Source organism: Exiguobacterium sp. s83, assembly GCF_018617095.1.
Classification (GTDB): domain Bacteria; phylum Bacillota; class Bacilli; order Exiguobacteriales; family Exiguobacteriaceae; genus Exiguobacterium; species Exiguobacterium profundum.
Window position 1 is genome coordinate 597,371 of record NZ_JACSJP010000001.1, and the last position, 23,962, is coordinate 621,332.

24 protein-coding genes and 1 pseudogene are annotated in these 23,962 nt (G+C 46.0%); 22 read left to right on the top strand and 3 right to left on the bottom strand.

The window, feature by feature from the left end; all coding sequences use genetic code 11:
- Window positions 1-25 precede the first annotated feature (25 nt).
- Both KNO73_RS03060 and nth read left to right on the top strand, forming a co-directional pair.
- Window positions 26-610 (top strand): DnaD domain-containing protein, encoded by a 585-nt coding sequence (locus tag KNO73_RS03060; RefSeq protein WP_078146757.1) that lies wholly within the window; start codon window positions 26-28, stop codon window positions 608-610.
- Window positions 610-1,269, top strand: coding sequence for an endonuclease III (nth, locus tag KNO73_RS03065; protein WP_214734150.1), 660 nt, complete (start codon window positions 610-612; stop codon window positions 1,267-1,269). Before KNO73_RS03060 ends, nth begins: the two co-directional genes overlap by 1 nt.
- 37 nt (window positions 1,270-1,306) lie before the next feature.
- Here nth and KNO73_RS03070 read toward each other — a convergent pair whose 3' ends face one another.
- Window positions 1,307-2,158: a DUF3800 domain-containing protein gene (locus KNO73_RS03070; protein WP_035387865.1), complete on the bottom strand. Its 852-nt coding sequence runs from the start codon at window positions 2,156-2,158 to the stop codon at window positions 1,307-1,309.
- A gap of 357 nt (window positions 2,159-2,515) precedes the next feature.
- Here KNO73_RS03070 and recU point away from each other — a divergent pair, with 357 nt between their 5' ends.
- The 8 genes from recU (at window position 2,516) to KNO73_RS03110 (ending at window position 11,305) form a co-directional block, all read left to right on the top strand.
- Complete coding sequence (gene recU, locus KNO73_RS03075) at window positions 2,516-3,142, top strand: Holliday junction resolvase RecU (RefSeq protein WP_078146759.1); 627 nt, start codon at window positions 2,516-2,518, stop codon at window positions 3,140-3,142.
- Window positions 3,143-3,162: 20 nt separating this feature from the next.
- On the top strand, window positions 3,163-5,799 hold the full coding sequence (locus KNO73_RS03080) for a transglycosylase domain-containing protein (RefSeq protein ID WP_215112017.1): 2,637 nt from the start codon (window positions 3,163-3,165) through the stop codon (window positions 5,797-5,799).
- A gap of 80 nt (window positions 5,800-5,879) precedes the next feature.
- Complete coding sequence (locus tag KNO73_RS03085) at window positions 5,880-6,440, top strand: hypothetical protein (protein WP_015881501.1); 561 nt, start codon at window positions 5,880-5,882, stop codon at window positions 6,438-6,440.
- 17 nt (window positions 6,441-6,457) lie between these two features.
- Window positions 6,458-8,707 carry a DEAD/DEAH box helicase gene (locus KNO73_RS03090; protein WP_215112018.1) on the top strand — a complete coding sequence of 750 codons (2,250 nt, stop codon included), beginning with the start codon at window positions 6,458-6,460 and terminating at the stop codon, window positions 8,705-8,707.
- Complete coding sequence (locus KNO73_RS03095) at window positions 8,704-9,867, top strand: ribonuclease H-like domain-containing protein (RefSeq protein WP_215112019.1); 1,164 nt, start codon at window positions 8,704-8,706, stop codon at window positions 9,865-9,867. Before KNO73_RS03090 ends, KNO73_RS03095 begins: the two co-directional genes overlap by 4 nt.
- On the top strand, window positions 9,864-10,409 hold the full coding sequence (locus KNO73_RS03100; RefSeq protein WP_047795387.1) for an SLOG family protein: 546 nt from the start codon (window positions 9,864-9,866) through the stop codon (window positions 10,407-10,409). Before KNO73_RS03095 ends, KNO73_RS03100 begins: the two co-directional genes overlap by 4 nt.
- Window positions 10,410-10,413: 4 nt before the next feature.
- The gene (gene gpsB, locus KNO73_RS03105) at window positions 10,414-10,710 is read left to right on the top strand and encodes a cell division regulator GpsB (RefSeq protein ID WP_012726115.1); all 297 of its coding nucleotides are present in this window, start codon (window positions 10,414-10,416) and stop codon (window positions 10,708-10,710) included.
- Between the two features lie 19 nt (window positions 10,711-10,729).
- Window positions 10,730-11,305 carry an NERD domain-containing protein gene (locus tag KNO73_RS03110; protein WP_214684439.1) on the top strand — a complete coding sequence of 192 codons (576 nt, stop codon included), beginning with the start codon at window positions 10,730-10,732 and terminating at the stop codon, window positions 11,303-11,305.
- Window positions 11,306-11,339: 34 nt separating this feature from the next.
- On the opposite strand, the gene KNO73_RS03115 is transcribed toward KNO73_RS03110, so the two are convergent.
- Complete coding sequence (locus KNO73_RS03115; protein WP_214734159.1) at window positions 11,340-11,627, bottom strand: hypothetical protein; 288 nt, start codon at window positions 11,625-11,627, stop codon at window positions 11,340-11,342.
- A 95-nt stretch (window positions 11,628-11,722) separates the two neighbouring features.
- On the opposite strand from KNO73_RS03115, the gene KNO73_RS03120 reads away from it, so the two are divergent.
- Window positions 11,723-11,971, top strand: a complete 249-nt coding sequence (locus KNO73_RS03120; protein WP_012726118.1) for a hypothetical protein — start codon at window positions 11,723-11,725, stop codon at window positions 11,969-11,971.
- A 52-nt stretch (window positions 11,972-12,023) separates the two neighbouring features.
- Here KNO73_RS03120 and KNO73_RS03125 read toward each other — a convergent pair whose 3' ends face one another.
- Window positions 12,024-13,562 (bottom strand): FAD-dependent monooxygenase, encoded by a 1,539-nt coding sequence (locus KNO73_RS03125; RefSeq protein WP_215112020.1) that lies wholly within the window; start codon window positions 13,560-13,562, stop codon window positions 12,024-12,026.
- Window positions 13,563-13,665: 103 nt separating this feature from the next.
- Between KNO73_RS03125 and KNO73_RS03130 the strand changes: the two genes are divergently transcribed.
- The 11 genes and pseudogenes from KNO73_RS03130 (at window position 13,666) to KNO73_RS03180 (ending at window position 23,958) form a co-directional block, all read left to right on the top strand.
- Entirely contained in the window at window positions 13,666-14,298 is a 633-nt protein-coding gene (locus KNO73_RS03130) for an NUDIX hydrolase (protein WP_215112021.1), read from the top strand.
- A 40-nt stretch (window positions 14,299-14,338) separates the two neighbouring features.
- Window positions 14,339-14,539: a DUF2187 family protein gene (locus KNO73_RS03135; protein WP_012726121.1), complete on the top strand. Its 201-nt coding sequence runs from the start codon at window positions 14,339-14,341 to the stop codon at window positions 14,537-14,539.
- A 16-nt stretch (window positions 14,540-14,555) separates the two neighbouring features.
- Window positions 14,556-15,740, top strand: coding sequence for a DUF2157 domain-containing protein (locus tag KNO73_RS03140; protein WP_251024830.1), 1,185 nt, complete (start codon window positions 14,556-14,558; stop codon window positions 15,738-15,740).
- Window positions 15,737-16,189 (top strand): GDYXXLXY domain-containing protein, encoded by a 453-nt coding sequence (locus KNO73_RS03145; protein ID WP_214734162.1) that lies wholly within the window; start codon window positions 15,737-15,739, stop codon window positions 16,187-16,189. Before KNO73_RS03140 ends, KNO73_RS03145 begins: the two co-directional genes overlap by 4 nt.
- 238 nt (window positions 16,190-16,427) lie before the next feature.
- A complete protein-coding gene (locus KNO73_RS03150) occupies window positions 16,428-17,141 on the top strand; it encodes a 3D domain-containing protein (RefSeq protein ID WP_251024831.1) in 714 nt (237 codons plus the stop codon).
- 107 nt (window positions 17,142-17,248) lie between these two features.
- Window positions 17,249-17,965, top strand: a pseudogene (locus tag KNO73_RS03155) (ABC transporter ATP-binding protein); the annotation flags it as partial.
- A gap of 10 nt (window positions 17,966-17,975) precedes the next feature.
- A complete protein-coding gene (locus KNO73_RS03160) occupies window positions 17,976-19,481 on the top strand; it encodes an ABC transporter permease/substrate-binding protein (RefSeq protein WP_214688837.1) in 1,506 nt (501 codons plus the stop codon).
- On the top strand, window positions 19,478-20,350 hold the full coding sequence (locus KNO73_RS03165; RefSeq protein WP_214813328.1) for a diacylglycerol/lipid kinase family protein: 873 nt from the start codon (window positions 19,478-19,480) through the stop codon (window positions 20,348-20,350). The genes KNO73_RS03160 and KNO73_RS03165 overlap by 4 nt, the downstream gene beginning before the upstream one ends.
- 121 nt (window positions 20,351-20,471) lie before the next feature.
- The gene (locus tag KNO73_RS03170) at window positions 20,472-21,824 is read left to right on the top strand and encodes a sodium-dependent transporter (RefSeq protein WP_215112024.1); all 1,353 of its coding nucleotides are present in this window, start codon (window positions 20,472-20,474) and stop codon (window positions 21,822-21,824) included.
- Between the two features lie 198 nt (window positions 21,825-22,022).
- The gene (locus tag KNO73_RS03175) at window positions 22,023-22,745 is read left to right on the top strand and encodes a 5-bromo-4-chloroindolyl phosphate hydrolysis family protein (RefSeq protein WP_012726129.1); all 723 of its coding nucleotides are present in this window, start codon (window positions 22,023-22,025) and stop codon (window positions 22,743-22,745) included.
- Window positions 22,729-23,958 (top strand): toxic anion resistance protein, encoded by a 1,230-nt coding sequence (locus tag KNO73_RS03180; protein ID WP_012726130.1) that lies wholly within the window; start codon window positions 22,729-22,731, stop codon window positions 23,956-23,958. The genes KNO73_RS03175 and KNO73_RS03180 overlap by 17 nt, the downstream gene beginning before the upstream one ends.
- Window positions 23,959-23,962 lie beyond the last annotated feature (4 nt).

Genomic DNA, 23,962 nt, shown 5'->3' on the forward strand with positions numbered 1-23,962 from the left:
ATGTGTCTTAGAAAGGAAGTGCGACATGGATGCACATCAATTGATTCAATTATTCGAACAAAGTCCGGTCGTCATTCCACGAAAGCTGTTCACCGATGCGAGACGCCTCGACTTGTCACCCGTCGAGTTCAGTCTGATCGTTCATCTTCTTGAAATGACTGGGGAGGGCATCGTCATGCCGCTCCCGAGCGAGTTAGGGAAACGTTTGAATGTTTCGGAAAATGAGGCGCGATCAGTACTCCTCGGTCTATTGCAAAAAGAGTTGATCGCCATTGACGCTTCAAGTGATGGTGAGCGATATAGCCTATTGCCACTTTTCGAAGCGTTACAAGGGGAAGAGAAAGTTGTGCCCCAGCAGACACTGAATGAGAATATCATTCATACGTTTGAGCGGGAATTCGGAACGATCACCCCGTTCGAGATTGAACAAATCGTCGGCTGGATGACGGAAGATGGCTTTAGCGAGGAACTCATCATGGCCGCGCTTCGGGAAGCGAAACTTCGAAACGTGCGAAACTTCAAATACATGGACAAAATCCTGCGTGTTTGGCAAGATCATCATGTCGAATCGCTCGAGGATGTCGTGGAATATCAACGGAGGAATAAGTGATGTTGACGAGAGCACAATTACAGGAAGTGTCAGATACGATGAAGCAGATGTTCCCGGATGCTCATTGCGAGTTGACGCATCAAAATCCATTCGAATTGGTCGTCGCCGTCGCGCTTTCCGCACAAGCGACGGACGCACTCGTCAACAAGGTGACACCGGGTTTGTTTGAAGCGTTTCCGACTGTCGAGGCGATGGCAGCGGCTGACGTGTCTGAAATTGAGGCATTGATTAAACGGATTGGTCTGTACCGTAACAAAGCGAAGAATGTAAAAGCACTCTCAGAAAAAATTGTGAACGAGCATGGTGGAATTGTCCCTTCTGACCGAGCATCGTTGGAGGCGCTCCCTGGAGTCGGTCGTAAGACAGCCAATGTCGTTCTCTCTGTTGCATTCCATGAACCGGCGTTTGCGGTTGACACGCATGTGGAACGAGTATCCAAACGTCTCGGTATTTGTCGCTGGAAAGACAATGTCCGCCAAGTCGAGGACACATTAATGAAAAAGTTTCCGCGCGAGGAATGGTCACAACTTCATCATCAATTCATCTTCTTCGGACGATATCATTGTAAGGCACAACGTCCGGGCTGTGCGGCATGCCCACTGTTGCATATGTGCCGAGAAGGAAAGAAACGAATGAAGTCACAGCAAGTCACCACATAAAAACGCATCGACACGAAAGGTGTCGATGCGTTTTTGCTTAATGATTCCAAGGATGGTCGCTCCATTCGCGACGTTTTTTCGTGATCGGCACTTTCTTGAAGCCCCAGTTTCGGAAATCTTGGTCCGGACTTTCTTTACGGATGTAAATTTTGTCCTTAATGGCTTTAAAGATTCGGTTCTCGTCCCCATAATGGACGAACCGTGGTTTCACTTCAATCACGCCACGACGAACGCGAGAAAGTGGCAAACAGACGAGGTCGGCGATTTCTAATCCAGATTGATACATCGTGTTCTGCTTCTCAGAGAAGATGAAGCCTTTGATTTTTTGACGGCTCTTTTCAACGTCTAAATGAACGGTACCTGAATTGAAAATATCGAAGAATGCTTTTTGAATCAGTAAGTTCTGATAATCGTCTCGGGATTCCAGGACGACCCGGGCACTCACTGCCTCTGTTTCTTCTAAAAACGCATAGAATGACTTCATCAAGTGAGCGAACGCAACGACATACGGATCTTTGGGCGTCGAATAAAAGTCATGGAGCTTCTGTTTATCGACCTCGACACTGACGATCGTACAGTCGATTCCTCGTAAAAATTCAGGGAGCTTATCCCAAAAGTCGCGCAACATATCAATCGTGATCCCATCTTCTTTTCCGTAAGGATGTTCCGCTTTTAAAATTTCTTTTAAATGAAGTGGGATATGCTCCGTTTTGAACACATCTCGTTTGAACGCCTGAAGACGTCGTTTCAATTCACACGGTAGTCCAGTTTCGTCTGCATCGATTGAATACTTATATTCCATCAGCACGCCCGTCAAGTTAAATTGCGTGTTCCCCTTCGGCGTACCTGTCTCGTCGACGAACATGACATACTTCTTTCCACTTTCCATCCAATCCCTCCAAAACGGATTAACAGTAACGTCTTTAAGCATCCTATTTTATTTCCAAATGGTGATTTGGTCAATCTATTGCACAGGTATTGCACATTTTTTTCGAGAATGACATCAATTAGGTTTATCGGTGTGTCATCTTGGATAAACACTAAAGGTGCTATTATCATAGAAAAACAATCGGGATATACATAACGAGAGCTTTTCAATTTGGATACACAATCGCTTACATACTAGTTTAACATACGGGAGTTTGGTACGATATGTGTTGCGGTAAATCCACACAAGTGTCGACCGACAGAAGTCGACAATCAGACCTGAGACGGAAGGAACGAGTGGACCGACCTGTTAATATGTATGTATGGGGTGACGACATTGTTCCATTATCCAAACGGTAAAAAGGCAAACGTGACAAAGACAACAAAGGGGGAAGGAATTTCGAAGCAATCATCGAATTCTCAAACCTATGCGAATCGCGGAATGAACTTGGAGACGCTGTTAAATGAAACGAATGAATTTTATCGGATTCATCAACGAGCCGTCATCCACAAAAAACCAACCCCTCTCCAAATCGTCAAAGTCGACTACCCGAAGCGAAGTGCCGCCAAAGTAACGGAAGCCTATTTCAAACAGGCATCTACGACCGATTACAACGGTGTTTATCGTGGCAGGTACATTGACTTTGAAGCGAAAGAAACGAATAATAAGACGTCGTTTCCACTCGGCAATTTTCATGACCACCAAATCGCCCACATGCGTGAGTGTGAACGTCATGGAGGGATTTGTTTTGTCATCATCCGCTTTAGTCGCTATAATACGCAATATGTATTGACCACCGAGCAACTTGTTCGGTGGTGGGAACAACGATTAACGGGGCGAAAATCGATTCCGCTCAGCTTTATCGAAAAGGAAGCGATTGAAGTTCCGACGAGAGCCTTACCGTCGATTGATTATTTGACGGTGCTCGATCAATGGCTCGATTGAATAGAAGGAGTGAACCATGAATGGAGCGAAGTAGGGTCGCACGTCGACAAGATTCGACGACGAATAAACGCAAAAAAACTGGGAAACAACCAAAGACGAAAAGTAAGAAACCGATGTGGAAACGCATCTTTTTATTAGGCTTCATGTTATTTATTGCTGCGGTAATCGCATTCGGCGCCTATACGGTATATGCCATTGCGACGGCACCAGAGCTAGATGAAGAAAAGCTTGTCGATACGTACCCGATTCAGTTGATTTCGGCTGAAGGAGAACCGCTCGAAGGGGCAGGTCAGATTCGCGAGTATGTCTCAATCGACGACATTTCTGAAGTGATGCAACAAGCGGTCGTGTCAATCGAAGACCGTCGTTTCTATGAGCATAATGGGATTGACTTACGTCGAATCGGCGGAGCCGTCGTTGCCAACTTGACAGACGGTTTCGGTGCGGAAGGTGGATCGACCATCACGCAACAATTGGTCAAGCAGTCATTCCTTTCGACAGATAAGAAGTTGAAACGTAAGCTGCAAGAACAATGGCTCGCACTCAAACTCGAGCGTGAGTATACGAAAGAACAGATTTTAGAGATGTACTTGAACAAAAACTATTACGGTAGTGGTGGATATGGTGTGCAAACTGCATCGAAACGTTACTTCAACAAGCCGGTCTCTGAGGTCAATTATCAAGAGGCCGCGATTCTTGCCGGTCTCCCACAACGTCCAAGTGCCTATGATCCAATCAATGGTGATCAGGAGTTGACCCGCTACCGTCAAGAGCAAGTCCTGTCTGCGATGAAACGTGACGGACATATTTCTGAGGAACAGTACAATGAGGCACTTGATGTCGCCATTGCTGACGTCATCTCACCTGGTGAAGAGACGGAAGAAGAAGCGTTCACACGTGCGATTTATTCACGCGTACTCAATGAATTAGAAGAAGATTTCGGACTTGAACAGTCAGACATTTACGGAACAGGTCTAAAAGTATATACGTCAATCAATAAAGAATTGCACACGAAAATCAATAGTGAAATCAAATCGAATAGTACCGGTACGATGGTAGATAATTTCCCGGAACAGCTCCGAATGGGTGCGACCGTACTGAATACGAAGACGGGCGAGATTGTCGCGATTGTTGATAGTCAGCAAGCAAAACAAGGTGATACGACGTACCGTGACTATTCAAACGAGAAGTATCAAATTGGATCAACAGCGAAGCCGTTCTTCGACTACGGTCCGGGAATTGAGAACGGACAATGGTCGACCGGAAAAGTATTGCTTGATGCACAACTTGAAGGGAAATTTAAACCGAATAACTATTATCAAGGTTTCCGTGGACCAAATACGATGCGTCAATATTTGAAGATTTCAGCGAACACGCCAGCAGTTCGTGCCTTCCAAGAAGTTCGGGATGAGTACGGTCAAGAGGCGATTGAATCGTTTGTGAAGAATGTTGGAATCGAACCGGTATATGCTGGTGATGAATTACTTGAATCAAACACGCTTGGTACAGCAGAGGCGAGTACGACGCAAATGGCAGCAGCCTATGCGGCGCTCGGTACAAATGGGATGTATACGAAACCGCATTTGATTCAAAAGATTGAGTTCAATGACGGTTCGAGCATCAACTCGCCAGTCAAAGCGAAACAGGCGATGGAAGACTACACGGCATACATGTTGACAGATATGCTACGTGATGTCGTAAGTGCCTCTGACGGAACATATGTACCTGACCCATTCTCTTTCGATGTCGCAGGGAAAACAGGGACAACGAATGAAGAAGTAAAAGGTTCTGAACGAGTCATTCCGAAAGATAAATGGTTCACAGGGTATTCAACAGATTATTCAATTTCTGTTTGGACAGGTAAATCCGTATCAAATGAAGAGACTGAAGCACTGTTTAAACCTGACTATGCCCAATACTATTTTGACTATATGATGCTAGAGGCAGCGAATGTTTCAGGTCAACCGGATCGATTCCAACGTCCGGACTCAGTCTTATCACTTGGCAATGAACTCTATGTAAAAGGGACAAAACCAAAAGATCTTCAACCTGAGAAATTGGTTGCTCCGACTGGGGCAAGTGTCAACTATGACGAAGAAGCCCAAACCGGTTCTGTTTCATGGTCATACGATTTCGATGGTGCACAAGCAGATGGCTATACGGATGTCACGTTCACAGTGACACAGAAGTCAGCTGACGGAAGTGAGCAAGTCGTCGGAACGACCGGGGAGACGAGTGTAAATATTGCAAACTTGGCCGAAGGCGACACAACGTTTACCATTGTCGCGAATGCAACGAACCCGTTGACGGGTGAGCAGCAATCGGCACCGGCGCAAGCGAGCTACTCAATCGAACCGAAAGAAGAGCCAAAGGAAGAAGAGGAAAACCCTTCTGACGAGGGAAATTCCGAAGATGAACCATCAGACGAAAATAACGGGAACGGGAATGAAAACGGAAATGGTAACGGAAACGGAAACGGCGAAGATACCACCGACGAACAAACTCCTGATGAACCGGCGACGGATGAAGGTTCTGGCGAAGGAACAGACGAACCAACTGACGGAGATGATTCAGGAACTCCGTTAGAGGGACAATCCAATGGTGAATCGTCTGAAACAAATCGTGGAAACAGCAATTCAAACAATGGGAATAACTAAGGAAAGCAGGGCGACATTGTGCGCCCTGTTTTTCGTTTGACTTTGCTATAATAAAAAGAAAGGGAACAGGATGGTGACACATGGTTCAACTCTCTTTAAAACGCAAGATGAAAGTATTACTTGTCATAGATCGACTGCAAGACGATGATTTCGGCGTGCCTCTCGGTGGACATCTCGGGTTAAAGCTTTCACATGTGCTCTTAAAAGAGTCCATACCGTTTGGGCGTCTCATCCAGGACCAAACCGTCGCCGAAGCGATCGGACATGCTTACTTGAAACGAATCGGAGTCGAGACCATGTTCACGGGCGAAGAATCCTATTATCCGGAACTTCTTCGTGGCAACCGTCAACTCAGCTCAACAAACGAAGATTATTATAAAACGGTGCAACGCTACGTCAAACATCTTTTAGCGGTTCATTCAAAATGTACGAAACTACATACCATCGTCTTGTTCGGACGGTCGACGCAACGTCTGTTTTCAGATGCGCTCCTCCGCCTCGAAGAAGAGAATGAGCATGTCGCTGCTACATTTAACGAGATGGCCATCTTTCAGATGCCCGCCGTATCGAGAGTGGTACGAGATGAACGGATTCATCAAATCCGACAAGTCGTAGCGGATCTTGCACCTTCGAATGCGTAATGAAAGAAGGTGACTGGATGCGAAAATCTCGCTCTGTCGAAGAAATGATCAAACAACTAAAAGACGATCCTGGTTTTTCAAACCACGTACGTCATTGGCACACGGTCGATGCACGTCCGGCCCAATATGCCCCAATTCCAGAGCAGGTGCCTGAACAATTGGTGAATGTACTTAAGAATCGTGGAATTGAACAGCTGTATACGCATCAAGCCGAGGCTGTGAAACAAACGGCGGATGGCCATTCGACGGTCATCGTAACACCGACGGCATCAGGAAAAACACTGTGTTATAACTTACCCGTTCTATCCAAGATGATTGAAAAACCTACAGCACGTGCGCTTTATCTTTACCCGACAAAAGCACTCGCGCAAGATCAAAACAGTGACTTGATGGAGATGGTCGAAGCCCTTGAAGGGAATTTGCGGTGCTTCACGTATGATGGCGACACTTCACCTGCGGCACGAACAAAAGTCCGGGATGCGGGAAATATCGTCATCACGAATCCGGATATGTTACATTCCGGCATCTTACCTCATCATACGAAATGGATTCGTCTATTTGAGAACTTAGAATACATCGTCGTCGACGAACTCCATACGTATCGCGGCGTGTTTGGCAGTCACGTGGCGAACGTGTTTCGACGTTTAAAACGAATCTGCGCCTACTATGGTAGTCACCCGAAATGGATCATGACATCGGCGACCATCGCGAATCCGCTTGAACTTGCCGAGCTATTGACGGAAGAAGAAGTCGTTTTAATCGATCGGAACGGGGCACCTCAAGGGAAGAAACATCTTGTCTTCTACAACCCGCCTGTCGTCAACGAAGCACTCGGAATTCGTCGTAGCGCAACGCTCGAGACGAAACGAATCGCCTCGAGGCTCGTGGAAGCGAACATACAAACGATTGTATTTGCGCGGTCGCGCGTACGTGTCGAGGTGCTATTGACCTATTTGCAGGAACTAACACGGCGGGAGCTCGGACCAAAGTCTATTGTCGGTTACCGTGGCGGCTATCTTCCATCTGAACGTAGAGAAATCGAACGACGGTTACGGGACGGGGAAATCAAGGCGGTCGTCTCAACAAACGCGTTGGAGCTCGGTGTCGATATTGGCCAACTGCAAGCGTGTGTCTTAAATGGGTATCCTGGAACGGTCGCTTCGTTATGGCAGCAGGCAGGTCGTGCCGGACGGCGCCATTCAGAATCACTCGTTATATTTGTCGCATCCTCGTCATCACTCGACCAACTCGTCGTCGAACAGCCGGACATGATTTTAGATCGTTCACCGGAAGCGGCCCGGCTTGACCCGAATAACTTGATTATTCTAGTAGACCACATCAAATGTGCCGCTTTTGAGTTGCCGTTTCAAAAGGGAGAGCGGTTCGGAACAGTCGACACGGAAGATATATTAGAGTTTTTGACGGATGCTCACGTCTTGCATGAACGGGCCGATAGGTACTATTGGATGACGGATTCGTTCCCGGCCCATGACATCTCGCTTCGGACGAGTGATCAAGAGAATGTCGTCATCGTCGATCAGACGGCGAAGCATCAAGTTATCGGTGAAATGGACACGTTCAGTGCCATGACGTTGTTACATGATGAAGCGATTTATTTGCATGGAGCCGAACAGTACCAAGTCGAAAAACTCGATTTTGAGGAGAAGAAAGCGTATGTCCGCCGGGTTGACGTTGACTACTATACGGATGCGAATTTAGCAGTTGAACTGAAAGTACTCGAAGAGAACAAGTCAGACGGAGCGAAGACGTTTGGTGAGGTATCGGTCATCGCGATGGCCACCTTGTTTAAGAAAATAAAATTCGGGACGCATGAGAACATAGGGTCGGGTCCGATTCATCTACCGGAGCGAGAGTTGCATACGACAGCGACATGGTTCACGTTAGATGAGCGATTCGCCTATTCGGAGGCGGACCTCGAAGATCAACTTGAAGCGGTCAGCGATTTGATGAGGCGACTTGCGCCACTTTATCTCATGTGTGACACGCTCGATTTATTCACTACGATTCAGATGAAGTCAACGCATACGAGTAAGCCGACCGTTTATTTGTACGACCGGTATCCAGGAGGCATCGGTCTCAGTGAGGCACTCTATAAAGATGCAGACATGGTGCTTGAAGCGGCAGAACGGACGGTATCCGACTGTCCGTGTGAGAGCGGATGTCCCCGTTGTGTCGGCATGGTTGGATACGGTGACTTCAAGCAGCAAGTCATTCGCCAGTTGCAAGGATTGAAAGGAACGATATGAAAGCTAAACTATCTAGATTAATCAAAACGAACGAACCTGCCCCAAAAGCTAGTGTTGCGACCCCTGACGAAGTGGAGCAACAAAAGTGGAAGGATCATGGGGGCGAGATTTTAACGTTTGAGGGGGAATGGTGCGTCCGGATCCGGAAGACATATCCCCTTGATGAGGTGTATCACGACTTCGAGTTTGGAGAAGCAGGACAGATGATGGCTCGAACCGAGCATCCGTTTTTCGCCGTCGACTTAGACCCCGACCAAGTCCTGTTCATGGATACGGAGACGACCGGTTTACGTGGGTCTGGAACGTCGATTTTTTTAATCGGGTTTGCACGGATTCGTGCGGAACAACTTGAAATGATTCAATACGTGTTACCTCATCCGGCGTTTGAAACCGCCTTTTACTATCATTTCTTGCAAGACATCGGAGATGAGGTACGATTCGTCACCTATAACGGGAAGTCATTTGATTGGCCTCAAATCAAGACGAGACACACGTTCGTCAAATCACGGGTGAAACAATTACCTTCAGTGGGTCATGTCGATTTACTTCACGCTGCAAGACGATTGTTAAAACCGAGGCTAGAATCAGTATCATTAAAAGCGGTCGAAGCATACTTTGGTCATGAACGAAGGGATGACCTTCCTGGCTTCTTGGCACCGATGCACTATTTTCAATACGTCAAAGAGCGGAATCCAGAAATATTGCTGCCGGTCCTTGAGCACCATCATGCGGACTGTTTAAGCCTCGTCTCGTTGTATACGCGTCTCAGTCAGCTTGTCACGACCCCGGTAACTGATTTCGGAGAGGAACGTGCCCACTGGCTACATGACCTTGGCGAACAAGATCAAGCGCTGAGGGAGTTTGAGCAACTCCCGAGTCCATCGAAGCGTGCCATCATGCGGCAAGCGATGTTATTAAAACGAGCTGGACGATTCGAGGAGGCCATTCCGCTGTTTGAATCGATTCATACGATTGAAGGGTACGTCGAACTTGCCAAATATGCAGAGCATAAACTAAAGGACGTGGCTTTAGCGATGGATTACACGGAGCGAGCGTTAGAGATTCTTGATCAAAAGCGGACGGTGTTACGTCAAACGATGCAACGCGAGAAAGAAGCGTTAGAACATCGCCGTGCTCGCCTAGAAAGGAAGCGAACATGAAAGTAGTAGCCGTCACAGGATATCGTCCTCATGAACTCGGTATCTTCAAAGCGGATCATCCGGGTATTGAAATCATTCAAGAAGCTTACCGGAAAAAGATACTTGAAGTCATCGAATTAGGTGCTGAATGGTTCATATTTAGTGGAACGAATGGTTGTGAATTGTGGGCCGGACAAGTATTGTTAGAGTTAAGAGAAACATATCCGATTAAAATCGCCGTATTTCCGCCGTTCTTAAACATGGATGAGCGCTATAAACCATTCGAACAAGAACTATTTGTGCAACTGCAACTCGAGGCAGACTTTTTTGAGCCGCTGACACAGCGTCCATACGAAGACCCGAGTCAGCTACGGGCAAAAACAGCGTTCTTTTTAGATAAAGCAGAAGGATTGATCACCTTGTATGACGAAGAAACGGAAGGAAGTCCCCGGTTTCTAGTCGATGGGGCTCGGCGAAAGCCGAACATGGAAGTTTTCTTGATCACACAAGAAGACTTACGAGTCATTGAAGAAGAAAAACAATGGGAACAACAATGGGAGTGATATGATGCAAACGGAATTAACAGCAGAAGCGATTTATAAACAAGAATTCAAGACCGCGTTACGTGGTTATTCACAAGAAGAAGTCGATCAATTTTTAGATGTCGTCATTCGCGATTATGAAAAAATGGCGAAAGAAATCGAGCGTCTTCAAAAAGAAAACGACTCGTTGCGACGGGAACCTGCGCCTGTATCGGAACCGGCTAAACCAGCACAGCCGGTTGCTTCAAATTATGACATGTTACGCCGAATTTCAAATCTTGAAAAAGCGGTCTTTGGAAAGCAAGTCGGTCCAAGCGAATAACGAATAGGGGGTGGAGTCCATGTTGCAAGTGTTAACGGCCACGGAGAAACAACCAGTCAAACAACAGACAAAAAAGCTGTTTCGTGTGAAAGAAGAAGTGATGAAAGCACCAACCTGCTATACAGATCGTCTCGTCGAAAACATCAGACAAACATGCCGATTTGATTGGATGATGATTGAACAAGTCAAATTAGGGGATGATCTCGTTCATTACGTGCTCGTCGGACCTAAAGGCGTATTCTTGATTCAATTAAATCGAACTCCAGCCCCCGTCCATATGACGAACCGTGAATGTCGAACCGAGACCTCGATGGGGTGGAAACAGGTTTATCCTCATCCTGTCACGGAATTAGAACGGATGACCAAACAGGTGCGGTCACGATTAAAAAAAGAGTGTAATCAAGCAATTCCCGTCTATTCGTTTTTAATTTTCCCGGAAACGGAACGATTGAAGTTAGAACGAATTAAGGCGAATTGTGGAGATTCATTCGCTCTAGTGGATCAAGTGATCAATAAAAAGAACCTTGAGACGTTGACAGAGCCGCTCGTCAAACAAATCGCTTATTATTGTTCTGAGCGACAAGTACATAAATAAGATGAAGGCCGAATGATTGTATTCGGCCTTCATCTTATTTTAAAAGTTCTCTTGCTTTTGCCGCATCATCTCGGTGAACGAACAGTGCAACGCGATCGTCCAAGTTTTTTGCGAGCGGCTTTAATAGTTTACCGGTCGGTAGTCCTTGTTCCACACGACAGGTGATGCCCTGCTCGGTCAAATAATGATAATCACCTAGAATTTCTTCACCTTGTTTCCCGAATGCTTCACCGAAACGAACCCACTTTAAGTTGCGAATTGTCCGAATCGAGACCAAAATGACAAACAAAATGGCGAGTGCGATGATCAATAATGTTTCCAATGCCTTCAACCCCTTCTTTACACAAGTTTAATGGTGTGGCGAGTTGAAAGCAATATGGAGCGAACGGTATACTGAAATGGAAAAGAGGGGATGAAATGAAAAAACCGATTCAATCGAGACGAGAGGCGATCTCACTCCTAGAAAATCAGCAAGTACTCTATATCCGAATTCATAACGGACAAACGGGCATGATCAAATCGACAGAGGAAGGTATCATCGTGGCCATTCCGAATGAAGAGACAGATCAAATCGATTTCCGAAAATTAGAAGATATCGAGGCGTTTGAGGCGTTTTACGATTTGACGCTCTCGAAACCAGGTATTCTATATGTAAACGTTGAATAGTCATGACATGGAGAGCTTCACCCCTTCGGTGAGGCTCTCCATTTATACACGTTCAAGAAGAAGGTAGCCAGACGGCCAACTTGTCCTGTAATGGCTTTAAGCGAACGTGATGTTGCTTATGCAACAAATAACCGTCTGGACGAATGACTAATATGCCACGTTTCATATAGAGAGATTTGGCTAGTTCGTTTCCTTGATCGAAAAACGGGCGACTCGTCTTAGATAAGGTAATCGTTTGAATGAACGGCTGGTTCTTGTTCAAATAGTCATAAATGGACGTCAAATCACGTTTCCCGTCGTCAAATACGAGCACTTGAAACCGTCCGTCTGCAATTTCGGATATTTTTATCCGAAACCCGTCATCCGTTCGTAAAATCTCAGTCTCCGGAAAAATCTTTCCTTCCGCGACGCGACGAAACGGTGACCGAAGCGCATTCGGATACGATAAATGGAGCTGAGAGATCCGTTCGGTAATCTTTTGGTTGACGAGATTGACGCGAGTGAAGACATCCGCACCGATTGCTTGGAACGGCAAGAGCATCGGGAGGGTCGTCTGCAACATCTCCGTTGCGATATTCGTCGTCTGTAGCACGTTGCGGGCAACATGTTCGCGCTCGTCCCGATAGGTGGACACGACGTGATGGGGAGCGCCAGTTTTGAGATGTAACCACAGTTTCCAACCTAAGTTGAAGGCATCCGCTATCCCGGTGTTCATCCCTTGTCCGCCGACCGGGGAGTTAATATGTGCCGCATCCCCCATGAGAATGATGCGGTTGTGAATGAACGTATCGACCATGCGATTATGCACGCGGAATAAGGAGAACCACTCAACGTCGAGAATATGGACCGGCATATGACTGCGTTGTTCCACCAATTCTTGAAGGTCCGATTCTTGGAATGATTCATCCGTTCTCAAGTTTCCCGTGATACGAATTGTTTCATCCGTGAGCGGGAAGACTTCAAGCACTCCTCGATCCGAAAAAAAGATATGAACCTCTTCCCGGGATATCGGCCAATCCGCCTTCAAATCGGCTAACACCCAAGCCTCTTTAAATGATTTACCGCTAAACGGAAGGGCGAGCATCCGACGAACCGAGCTGTTTGCTCCATCGGCGGCGACAACATATTTCGCTTCAACGGCACGAGTCATCCCATCAGTCGCGGTCAAATGTGCGATGGTACGGGATGGATATTGGGTAATGGATGACAAGGTTTCCCCACGCTTCACAACATGTCCATGTTTTCGTAGGGCGCGTTCCAAAATCTCTTCGGTTTCATTTTGACGTAACAACGTCACGAACGGATAAGGGGTCACGAGTTTGGAGAACTCAAGCTTTGCTGTCCACTGTCCCGAAAAATATAGATTCCCCCGCTCGATTGTTCGGGCACGCTCAAGCACTTCTTGCGCAACATCTAAACGAGAAAACACTTCGATGGTCCGCGGCTGAATCCCGATAGCTCGTGAATTGTCCGACGGGGTCGTCTTACGATCAATGATTTGAAAAGATACGCCATATCTGGCTAAGGTGAGTCCGAGCGTCAGGCCGGTTGGTCCGGCACCGACAATCAATACATCTACTTGTTCGTCCACGCTGATCAACTCCTATCATTAATAATGATATTTCCGACATTGGCAGCGACTAAACGAAAAGTAGGGTATAGAACGATATATGATATTCGATGATGGAAGGTGAGTGAGCATTGTGCAGCCATGGATCACAGAAGAACAGATTCGAGATAGTTTTACAATGGATGAAGATTATGAACAGACAGCGGCAGTGTTAATCCCACTCGTTCAAATCAATCAGGAATGGCACGTCGTGTTTGAGGTACGCGCCCACACGATGCGGCAGCAACCTGGGGAGATCTCATTTCCAGGGGGACGCCTTGAAAAAGGAGAAACACCCGTAGAAGCGGCAATCCGGGAAACATGCGAAGAGTTAGAGATTTCTGCAGATAAAGTAGAAGTCGTAGGCAAATTGCGACCGCTTGCTACGCCTCATCGTCAATTGATTTATCCGTTTGTCGGAATCCTATCGGAAGTACCAAGTGTAGAAGGGACGGATGAGGTCGATCATTTGTTTACCGTACCGATTTCCACATTACTCATGATTGATCCATTCCACGGAGAGATGGAATGGACGATGAGTCCGGATCAAAATATTCCACTTGATCGATTGGCGAATGCTAAAGCGTACAAAAAACGGGTAATTAAAATGAAAGAACCTTTTTATGAACATGAAGACTACATCATTTGGGGACTTACTGGAAAATTCTTGACACAATTTATTAAACGGATAAAAGAAAACGTATTCAAACGGTTATAATTTCGTTATAATGATAGAAACAAATTTAGATTGGAAGTGAATGGGTGTGTCTGAAGAATTCCTCGTAGGTGATATCGTGAAGTCAACTCGTGAAGGATGGGTCGCTGAAGTGACCGCCGTACTGACCAATACTGTGATCGGTGACGTCTCGATCATGGAAGAGTTTCAACAGCTCGGACTCGAGTTCGAGAAACAAGTTTTACTAAAATCAGAATTGGAATTGATTGAACGCGCCAGCTGACCTTTTTCTGAAAGGGATGATTCAGGTGTCCATTGACAAAAAAGTACGTGAATGGCAAGAGGCGGGTTTATTGGATGAAGCGACGGGGTTAAGACTAGTCGACTATGAACATAAACGACGGGCGGCTAGTGAGCAACATGACCACAAGCCGCCCGTTTTGGTCATTGTCGGATCCATTTTGTTGGCTCTTAGCCTATTCAGTTTCGTCGCAGCCAACTGGCAAGCGATTCCCGACCTTTTGAAAATCGGTTTGTTTCTTCTTTTTATGGTTGGATTCTATGTCTTTGCCGAGCGGGTTCGCTTGAAAACACCAAGATATGTCACGCTGTTACGTGTACTAGGGTTCGTTTTCTTTATCGCGACCATGGCGGTCATCTTCACGACGTATAATCTGTCTGGCCAATTGACTCTATTGTTCTGGATTATCTTTGCGATGGCAGTACTTCATCGCATCTTGTATGAGCACGTCATATTCTCCATGATCACCGCAATCGCTGCATTTTTAGCCATCACCAATAGTTTCGAAAGCATCGGGCTGATTTTGATTGGGATTGCACTAATCGTGACATGGGTATGGTTCCATTTCGTCGATGAATCGTTGGACCGCACGTTCGCATGGCTAACCTTTTATGGCCTTCTCAATATTTTCGGCCAGTATATCGATTATGAGGGAAGACTGTGGCCGCTTTGGTCACTCGTCATCTTGCATGCATTGCTCTTATTCTATCGAAAACAAGCCGCATGGCAAGCAACGTATCTGTTCACTGCGGCCGTTCTATCAATTGGTTATTTAATTAACGTGACAGAAAGTTGGCTCTCCCAAAGACCGCCTTCCGTCATTGAAGCGACACTCTTGTCGGTGGCACTCGTTGCCGTCTATTTGATTCACAGACGAAACGACCTACTCTGGGTAAGTTTCCTTGCAGTCATCCCATTTGCACTGTTTGAGGATTCAGGAGTTTTACTGGCAATCATCATCGAGGTGATTGCACTTGCATACTTGATTCGCCAAGACGTGACACGACAACCGACAATATTCGCCTTCATCTATTTCTTAATCGTTCAAATGACAATTTACTTCATCTACGTATGGGACCGGCTCGATATCTCACTCTTCTTCTTGATTGGTGCGTTAATTGTCTTTGCGTTGTCACTCGCATTATGGTGGCGTAATCGAACGAGAGGGGATGTGACGACATGAAACGGTTTTCTGTTTGGGTGATCCCGGTTGCTCAAGTCTTGATTGCCATCGTCTTTGTGATTCTTGTCTATGCCATATCGTGGGTCGGGGAGACGTACACATTTAAAGGGTCTTCGTTCGAGCCTTATGACCCTTATTTTGGAGATTCCATCTATCTCGAATATGATGCCTTCAAAGGACGACAAGATGTCGAAACCGGAACGGTATATGTTTCCTTTAAAGAAGGGGAAGAGGGTTATGCAGTCATCGATCGAATTGAGTCGAAACCGTTTTTTGGTGGCATTCGGGCAAACTATTATGATCGACTTCTTTATATAGAAGAAATGGGTTCGTATCGTGTGTCTCAAGATGAGATGGATGCTATAAAAGGAAAGCAATCGTTCACGGTTCAAGTTGATGTCGCACCGTGGGGGATGCTCAGAATGTATGAAATTGAGTCAAATGAATAAGATTTAATCATGACAGGAAGATTACAGGTTTGTTACACGATTGATTGTAACGAATCTGTAATTTTTTTGTGAACATAAGGAATACCAACGTTTTTTTCAATTGTTACAATCTGTAACCACTTTTTTTGCCATATGTCAGGAATGTTTCACTTCGATAAAATCACTACTTTGACGGGACTTGTCGTGGTAAATTAACATCTGTTCGTTACATAACGAGAAAGGTGATGACCCTACTACGATGAAATTATTAAAATATATAATCGTCATTGGAGCTACGATGATGGGGCTGTTCACATTCATGGATCAGGCAGATGCTGCTCAGATCGGAATCGGGACAGAACAAAAAATTGTACAAAACCCGCTTGAACTAGAACGACAAGCAATTGAAGAAGAACGACAAAAAGAAATCGCCCGCCAAAAGAAACTTGCTGAAGAAAAACGTATCGCAGAAGAGAAGCGGATCGAAGCAGAACGTCTTGCAGAAGAGAAAGCAAAAGAAGAAGCCGAGAAAGCAAGACTTGCGAAACTTGAAGCAGAACGAAAAGCGGAAGAGGAGCGAAAAGCAGCGGAACAGGCAACAGCTGCAAAAACGTCGACTTCAGCTACGCAAACAGTCAGTGCGACACCGGTATCTACATCTATAAAGGTTATTACAGTCGAATCGACGGCTTATTCAAATGATGTTGCAGATAATAAGGCATACGGCGGTCGTGTATTAACGGCCACGGGTCATGATGTGACCGACTCGATTTATTATAACGGGATGCGAATTATCGCAGTCGACCCAGCCATCATCCCATTAGGCTCTAAAGTCCATATTCAAGGTGTCGGTGATGCGATCGCCCTTGATACAGGTGGCCGAATCAAAGGTCATATCGTCGATTTATTAGTCGATTCAAAACAGGACGCGATCCAATGGGGGCGTCGACATATTGAAGTAACGCTATACTAAAAATCAGGTTCTCCAATTAGGAGAGCCTTTTTTTGTTTAACAAAGTAGAGAAACGGGCAAAATACTATTTGAATTTCCATTTTGGAAATAGTTGAGGAGGGATCAGGTTGATTGAGTTTCGTGATGTATCAAAACGTTATGAAGACGGGACGTTAGCCGTCAAAGACTTGAATTTAACTGTAGAAAAAGGAGAAATATTTGTATTGATCGGTCCTTCAGGTTGTGGCAAGACCACGACGATGAAAATGGTGAATCGATTAATCGATCATACGGATGGGAAAATTTTAATCGATGGAAAAGAAATCTATCAATTCGATATTTTTGAACTACGCCGTAATATCGGTTATGTACTCCAACAGATTGCATTATTCCCTCACTTAACTGTGGAAGAAAATATTTCTGTCGTACCGGAATTATTAAAGTGGAAAAAAGACCGAACAAAAGAGCGAGTGACCGAATTAATGAAAATCGCCGGACTGGACCCGAAACTTCGCTCGAAGAAGCCAGCAGAATTATCAGGAGGACAACAGCAACGCGTCGGCGTATTGCGTGCCTTAGCTGCAGACCCTGACGTCATCCTTATGGACGAACCCTTTTCTGCGCTTGATCCGATCAGCCGTGGTCAATTGCAAGATGACATTAAACGATTAAATGATGAGCTCGGGAAAACCATTTTATTTGTCACACACGACATGCAAGAAGCGATGAAGCTTGGTGATCGCATCGCGTTGATGCGTGACGGGGAACTCATGTTGATCGGTACGCCTGAAGAGATATTGGCGAGTGAAGACCCATTCGTCTTAGAATTTACACAACGCGGAAGAGGTGAGCTAGATGCTTGAGACGTTCCAAAATAGACAAGGACAGCTTGTCGAGGCACTGATTGAGCACTTACAGCTCTCTGTCGTATCGCTTTTGATTGCCGTATTGATTGCCGTACCATTGGGAATCTGGCTGACGCGCCGTAAGAAAATCGCCGAAACCGCCATTGGTGTCACTGCGATTATTCAAACGATTCCGTCGCTTGCCTTACTCGGATTAATGATTCCGCTCGTTGGAATCGGGGCATTACCTGCCATTATTGCGCTTGTCTTATATGCGCTCCTACCTATTTTACGAAACACGTTCACCGGTTTAAACGAAGTGGATAAATCGTTGCTTGAAGCCGCTCGAGCTTGTGGGATGAAGCCGAATCAAAGTTTGATGAAAGTTGAACTCCCGCTTGCTTTACCGGTCATCATGGCTGGTATACGGACCGCGATGGTTCTGATTGTCGGTACGGCGACGCTCGCTGCTTTAGTCGGAGCAGGTGGACTCGGTACGCTGATTTTGCTCGGGATTAATCGGAATGACAATTACTTAATTTTACTCGGGGCCATCCCGGCCGCGATTTTGGCACTCTTATTTGACTTCTTGTTGCGTCAGATGGAAGGTGCGACGGCGACTCGAAACAAGGCGAAATTGATTGCTGTTTCTACTGTCCTCGCCTTGGTCATCGTCACACCGCTCGCGTTCGGTCGTTCGCAAGAAACAGACTTAGTCGTTGCCGGAAAACTTGGTCCTGAGCCAGAGATTTTAATGAATATGTATAAATTATTGATTGAAGAAGAAACGGATTTGACCGTATCGGTGAAACCGAACTTTGGGGAAACAACATTCGTATGGGGGGCCCTCCAATCAGGGGATGTCGATATTTACCCTGAATTCACTGGGACCGCACTCGCGAGTCTCGTCAAAGAAACGCCTGAGTCAAACGATGCCGGTGAAGTGTACGAGCAAGCAAGAGAAGCGCTTGCTGAAGATGGATATGTGATGCTCGAACCGATGAAATTTAACAATACGTATGCACTCGCGATTCCACGTGATTATGCAGAGGCGGAAGGCATTACGGCCATTTCTGATTTACGGAATGTCGAGTCGGACATCAAGGCCGGTTTCACGCTTGAATTCACGGACCGTGAAGACGGATACCCAGGACTTCAAAACGAGTATGGGCTTGATTTCCCATCTGTCGTCTCGATGGAGCAAAAACTGCGTTATCGTGCCATCTCACGAGGAGATGTCAATTTAGTAGACGCCTATGCGACGGACCCTGATATTGCCGAGAACGACCTGGTCGTCTTAGAAGACGATCGTCAATTCTTCCCACCATACCAGGGAGCGCCACTCATGAAGGAAGAGACACTTGAAGAGTATCCAGAAATCGAGGATGCGCTCAATCAGCTCGCAGGTAAAATCACAGACGAACAAATGTCTGAATTGAATCGACGGGTCGCGTACGGAAATGAACGCGCGTACGATGTAGCGAAAGACTTCTTAGAACAGGAAGGATTACTATGAGAGCTTTGATTATTTCGAATCCGAAGTCCGGTACGAGCGAGACGATGCTCGGCGAAGTCATCGGAACGATTGAATCGCTCTATGAAGAAATCATCATCAAAAAGACACAGGAAATCGGGGACGCGCTCCGATTAGCCGAAACAAGTGAATCGTTCGACCATCTGATTGTCATTGGCGGGGACGGTACGCTAAACGAAGTAGTGAATGGGTTAATGACCTTACAGCGCGAGGAACGGCCGACAGTCGGCATCATTCCAGCAGGAACATGTAATGACTTCGCACGAGCGCTTGAACTGCCAATTCAACCGACACAGGCTGCTCAAATCATTCGTTCCTCTCACGAACAATATGTCGATGTCATTCAAGTCGATGAGATGTATGCGCTCAATTTCGTAGGCGTCGGTTTGATCGCGGATACATCTCGTCAAATCGATCCGGATGAAAAAGAATCATTAGGCTCAATCGGATATTTTTTAGCGACCATCCGTCAGTTCCGTGAAGCGGACCCATTCAACATCACGCTTCGGCGGGGCAGTGAAGTAATATATGACGGTGACGTTAGTTTTCTCTATGTTGGGAACGGGAGTTATCTCGGTACGGTCCCGACCAAACTTGAGACACAATCGTTTTCCGACGGGCTGTTAGAAGTGGTACACAGCTCGGCAATCGGATTTCCGATGATTCGTCAATTGTTAGCCCAGCAACTCGGTCTTGATCAAAAATCGGCGGAGTGGAATCACTTTCAGGCTTCACATGTTGAAGTCGAGTTAAACGAACCTCAAATCATTGATATCGATGGTGAACATTTCGAAACCGATCACTTGACGATACGGATTCGAGAGCGAGCCCTCACGTTTTTAACGCCATAAAGCATCAACAGAGAAAAGTATTCAGACTTTTCTCTGTTTTTTGTTGTCCTCATCTTGGAACCGTGTTAGTATTTCACTATTATTATGAAAATGAAATGAAAAAGAGGAAGTAGGGGTAAACATGGCGCAAAATTCATTCGCCTCAAAAATTGGATTCATACTAGCTGCCGCAGGGTCAGCAATCGGTTTAGGTGCAATCTGGAAGTTTCCATATGTCACCGGAACGAGCGGGGGCGGTGCCTTTTTACTCATGTTTTTGGCGTTCACATTATTACTTGGTCTGCCATTATTGATTGGAGAATTCATTGTCGGACGTTCGACTCAAAAGACTGCGCTTCTTGCTTTCAAACAGTTAGGGCATGGCCGTTGGACCATTATCGGCTACTTAGGTGTCCTTGCTTGTTTCTTGTTACTTTCCTTCTATAGTGTTATTGGGGGATGGGTCCTCATCTATATTGGACTCGGTTTAAGTGGGACGCTCAGTGGACGTTCGGCTGACGAATTTGGTGAGGTGTTCGGGAACGTCGTATCGACACCTGAAATTGCCGTACTCGGACAATTCTTGTTCCTCTTAATCACACTCTTAATTGTCTTACGTGGCGTTGAAGCAGGGATTGAACGAATGAGTAAAATTTTGATGCCACTCTTGTTCATCAGTTTCTTAGTTCTCGTGGTCCGCTCGTTGACGCTTGACGGAGCGATGGAAGGCGTTCGTTTCTTCTTACAGCCTGACTTTTCTGCATTGACTGGCGAATCGGTATTGTTTGCCCTCGGACAGGCGTTCTTCTCCTTATCGTTAGGGGTGGCAGCGATGCTGACATATGCGTCTTATATAAAGACGAAAGGAACATTGAACCGGTCGGCTAACATGATTGTCTTGTTGAACATTGCGGTTTCACTTTTAGCAGGTCTAGCCATCTTCCCGGCAGTCTTTGCAACAGGTCTTGATCCGGCTGAAGGTCCAGCGTTACTCTTTGTTGTTTTACCGGCAGTCTTCAACCAAGTACCGCTCGGTGGATTCTTCATGGTCTTGTTCTTCTTATTGTTTGCTTTCGCATCGATCACATCGTCGATTGCCATGTTAGAAGTCGTCGTCGCAGGTGTGACCGACCGTCTGAATGAAAAGAAATCGTCATGGACGAAAAAGAAAGTGACGGTGACAGCCGCCCTTCTCGTCTTCATCGTGGGAGTACCATCCGCGCTGTCGTTCGGACTCTTGAGTGATGTACAGATTTGGAACGGTCGGACGTTCTTCGATACGATGGACTATCTCGTCAGCTACATTTTAATGCCGACGGGTGCACTCTTGACTTCAATCTTTGTCGGATATGTCGTTGACCAACGTGTCCTAAAGGATGAAATCGAAACATCCAAACCTGGTGTGAAGCTTTACCCAATCTGGCATGCGCTCATTCGCTATGTCATTCCTGTAACTGTCGCGATTGTCATGGTATCTACATGGATCACCACATAACAAACGAACCGTAGGCTCTATGAGTCTACGGTTTTTTTCGTCTCGCAACGGGAAAGTAGTCGATATAGGTAGTTGATTCTACACCTGTGGACGGAGGTATCGACGAATTTTATTATGCTAAAATGATAGGGATGACGAAACTTTTGTTGAGTGGTTTCGTAATGTACAATAGAAGTAACATGAGATGAGGTGAAAAGAATGAAAACATGGATGAAATGGGCCCTGACAGGGGCAGTCATATACTTTGCCATTAACGTATTCGATTTCTCCTGGTTATTCATTATTGTAGGGGCGCTCGTCTTGAATGAAGTGTGGTCGACGAACAAGCGCAAACATCGTCAACGAACACCGACAACGGTGGCAAAACGTGCCAAGAAGAAACTGTTGCTAGATGAGGAAGAATCGTTCTCTGGATCGAGGATTTTAAAACCGATTGAAGAGCCGATGCCTACACGACAATTCGAGGCAACAGACGATTTAGAACTTCAATTTTTGCAACGGACGATTGAGCAAGGATATGAGAAGTTACAACAAATCGACCGTGTTCTTCCAGATATTAAGGATGTAGAGGTGAGGCGTGAAATGAAGGCCGTCTCAAAAGAGGCACATGAATTGTTCGAAGAACTCTTCGAAAATCCACAAGACGCCAAGCATGTTCGAGACCTGTTCACATTCTATTTAGATTCCCTCGTCTCGGTCGTCTTGAAATTTAAAGAGCTTGAAGGAAAACGAGTCGTCATTCAAGAAGAGACTCGGGAACAATTAATCACTAATATGCGACTAATTGTCGATAAATTTAAAGAACAACGCGGACGTCTCCTTGAAGATGACGCCGTAGACTTTGAACGTGAACTGATCATGATGGAGCGGGTCTTATCTGATCAGCCGGAAGGGAGAAAGAAACATGACTTCATCGAATGAAACGAACTGGCAGTCATGGCCGGAAGAAGAACTGACTTCTGATACGAAAACAAAAACCGAGACGGAGGGGTTCAGTGACCCATCTGTCGAATGGTCATCCGTTACACAGCCCCATGAAGTGCCGGCCATTCAAGCGAAACCGGACGTGCCTCAAGAGCATCGTGAGCGCATCACGCGTTTGGCTGAATCCATTGATATTAAGAAGACAGACTCTGTCATGTTGTTCGGGTCGAACGTCCAACGTGAACTTTCCCAATTCTCTGATCAAATTTTGACGGAAGTGCGGATGAAAGATGGCGGCGATGCCGGGAAACTGTTGTCTGATTTGATGCAAAACGTCCGTAAGATGGACCCGGATATGCTTCAACCGGAGAAAAAGAGTTTTATGGATAATATTCCGCTCATCGGTCGTGCGAAGAAGAAGGCTGAAAACTATAAGCTTCAGTTCGAAAAAATGAACGTCTATTTGGAAGAGGTCATCCATAACCTCGATCGTGCGAAGTTCGGTCTCATGAAAGACATCACGATGCTCGATCAGATGTATGATAAGAACAAGCGGTATTTCGAAGAGTTGAACGTCTATATCGCTGCCGGTGAGACAAAACTTGACCATGTGCGGGAACATGAGATTGCTCCGTTACGTCAAGAAGTAGAAATTTCTAAAGATCAATCGAAGCTTCAACAATTGAACGATATGATTCAATTAGCGGACCGTTTTGAGAAAAAGTTGCACGATTTAAAATTGAGTCGTACAATCAGCCTTCAAATGGCACCTCAAATTCGGGTCATTCAGCAGAACAACCAAATCCTTGCTGAAAAGATCGAGTCAGCGGTCGTCAACACGATTCCGCTTTGGAAAAACCAAGTCGTTCTCGCGCTCAGCTTGACACGGCAGAAAACGGCACTTCGTATGCAACAGGACGTGACGAAGACGACAAACCAACTGCTTGAGCAGAACTCGAAGATGCTCAAAGATTCATCGATTGAAATTGCTCAAGAGAATGAAAAAGGGATTGTCTCTGTTGAATCACTGAAAGTCGCTCACGAGAACTTACTTTCTACGTTGGATGAAACTTTACGCATCCAGCAAGAAGGGAAGCAAAAACGTCGTGACGCCGAGCGCGAACTTGACCGCATGGAGCACGAATTGAAGGAGAAGGTCATCGAAATCGCTTCGAAAAATAAAGAACTACCAAAGGACACTGGATACTAAAGGG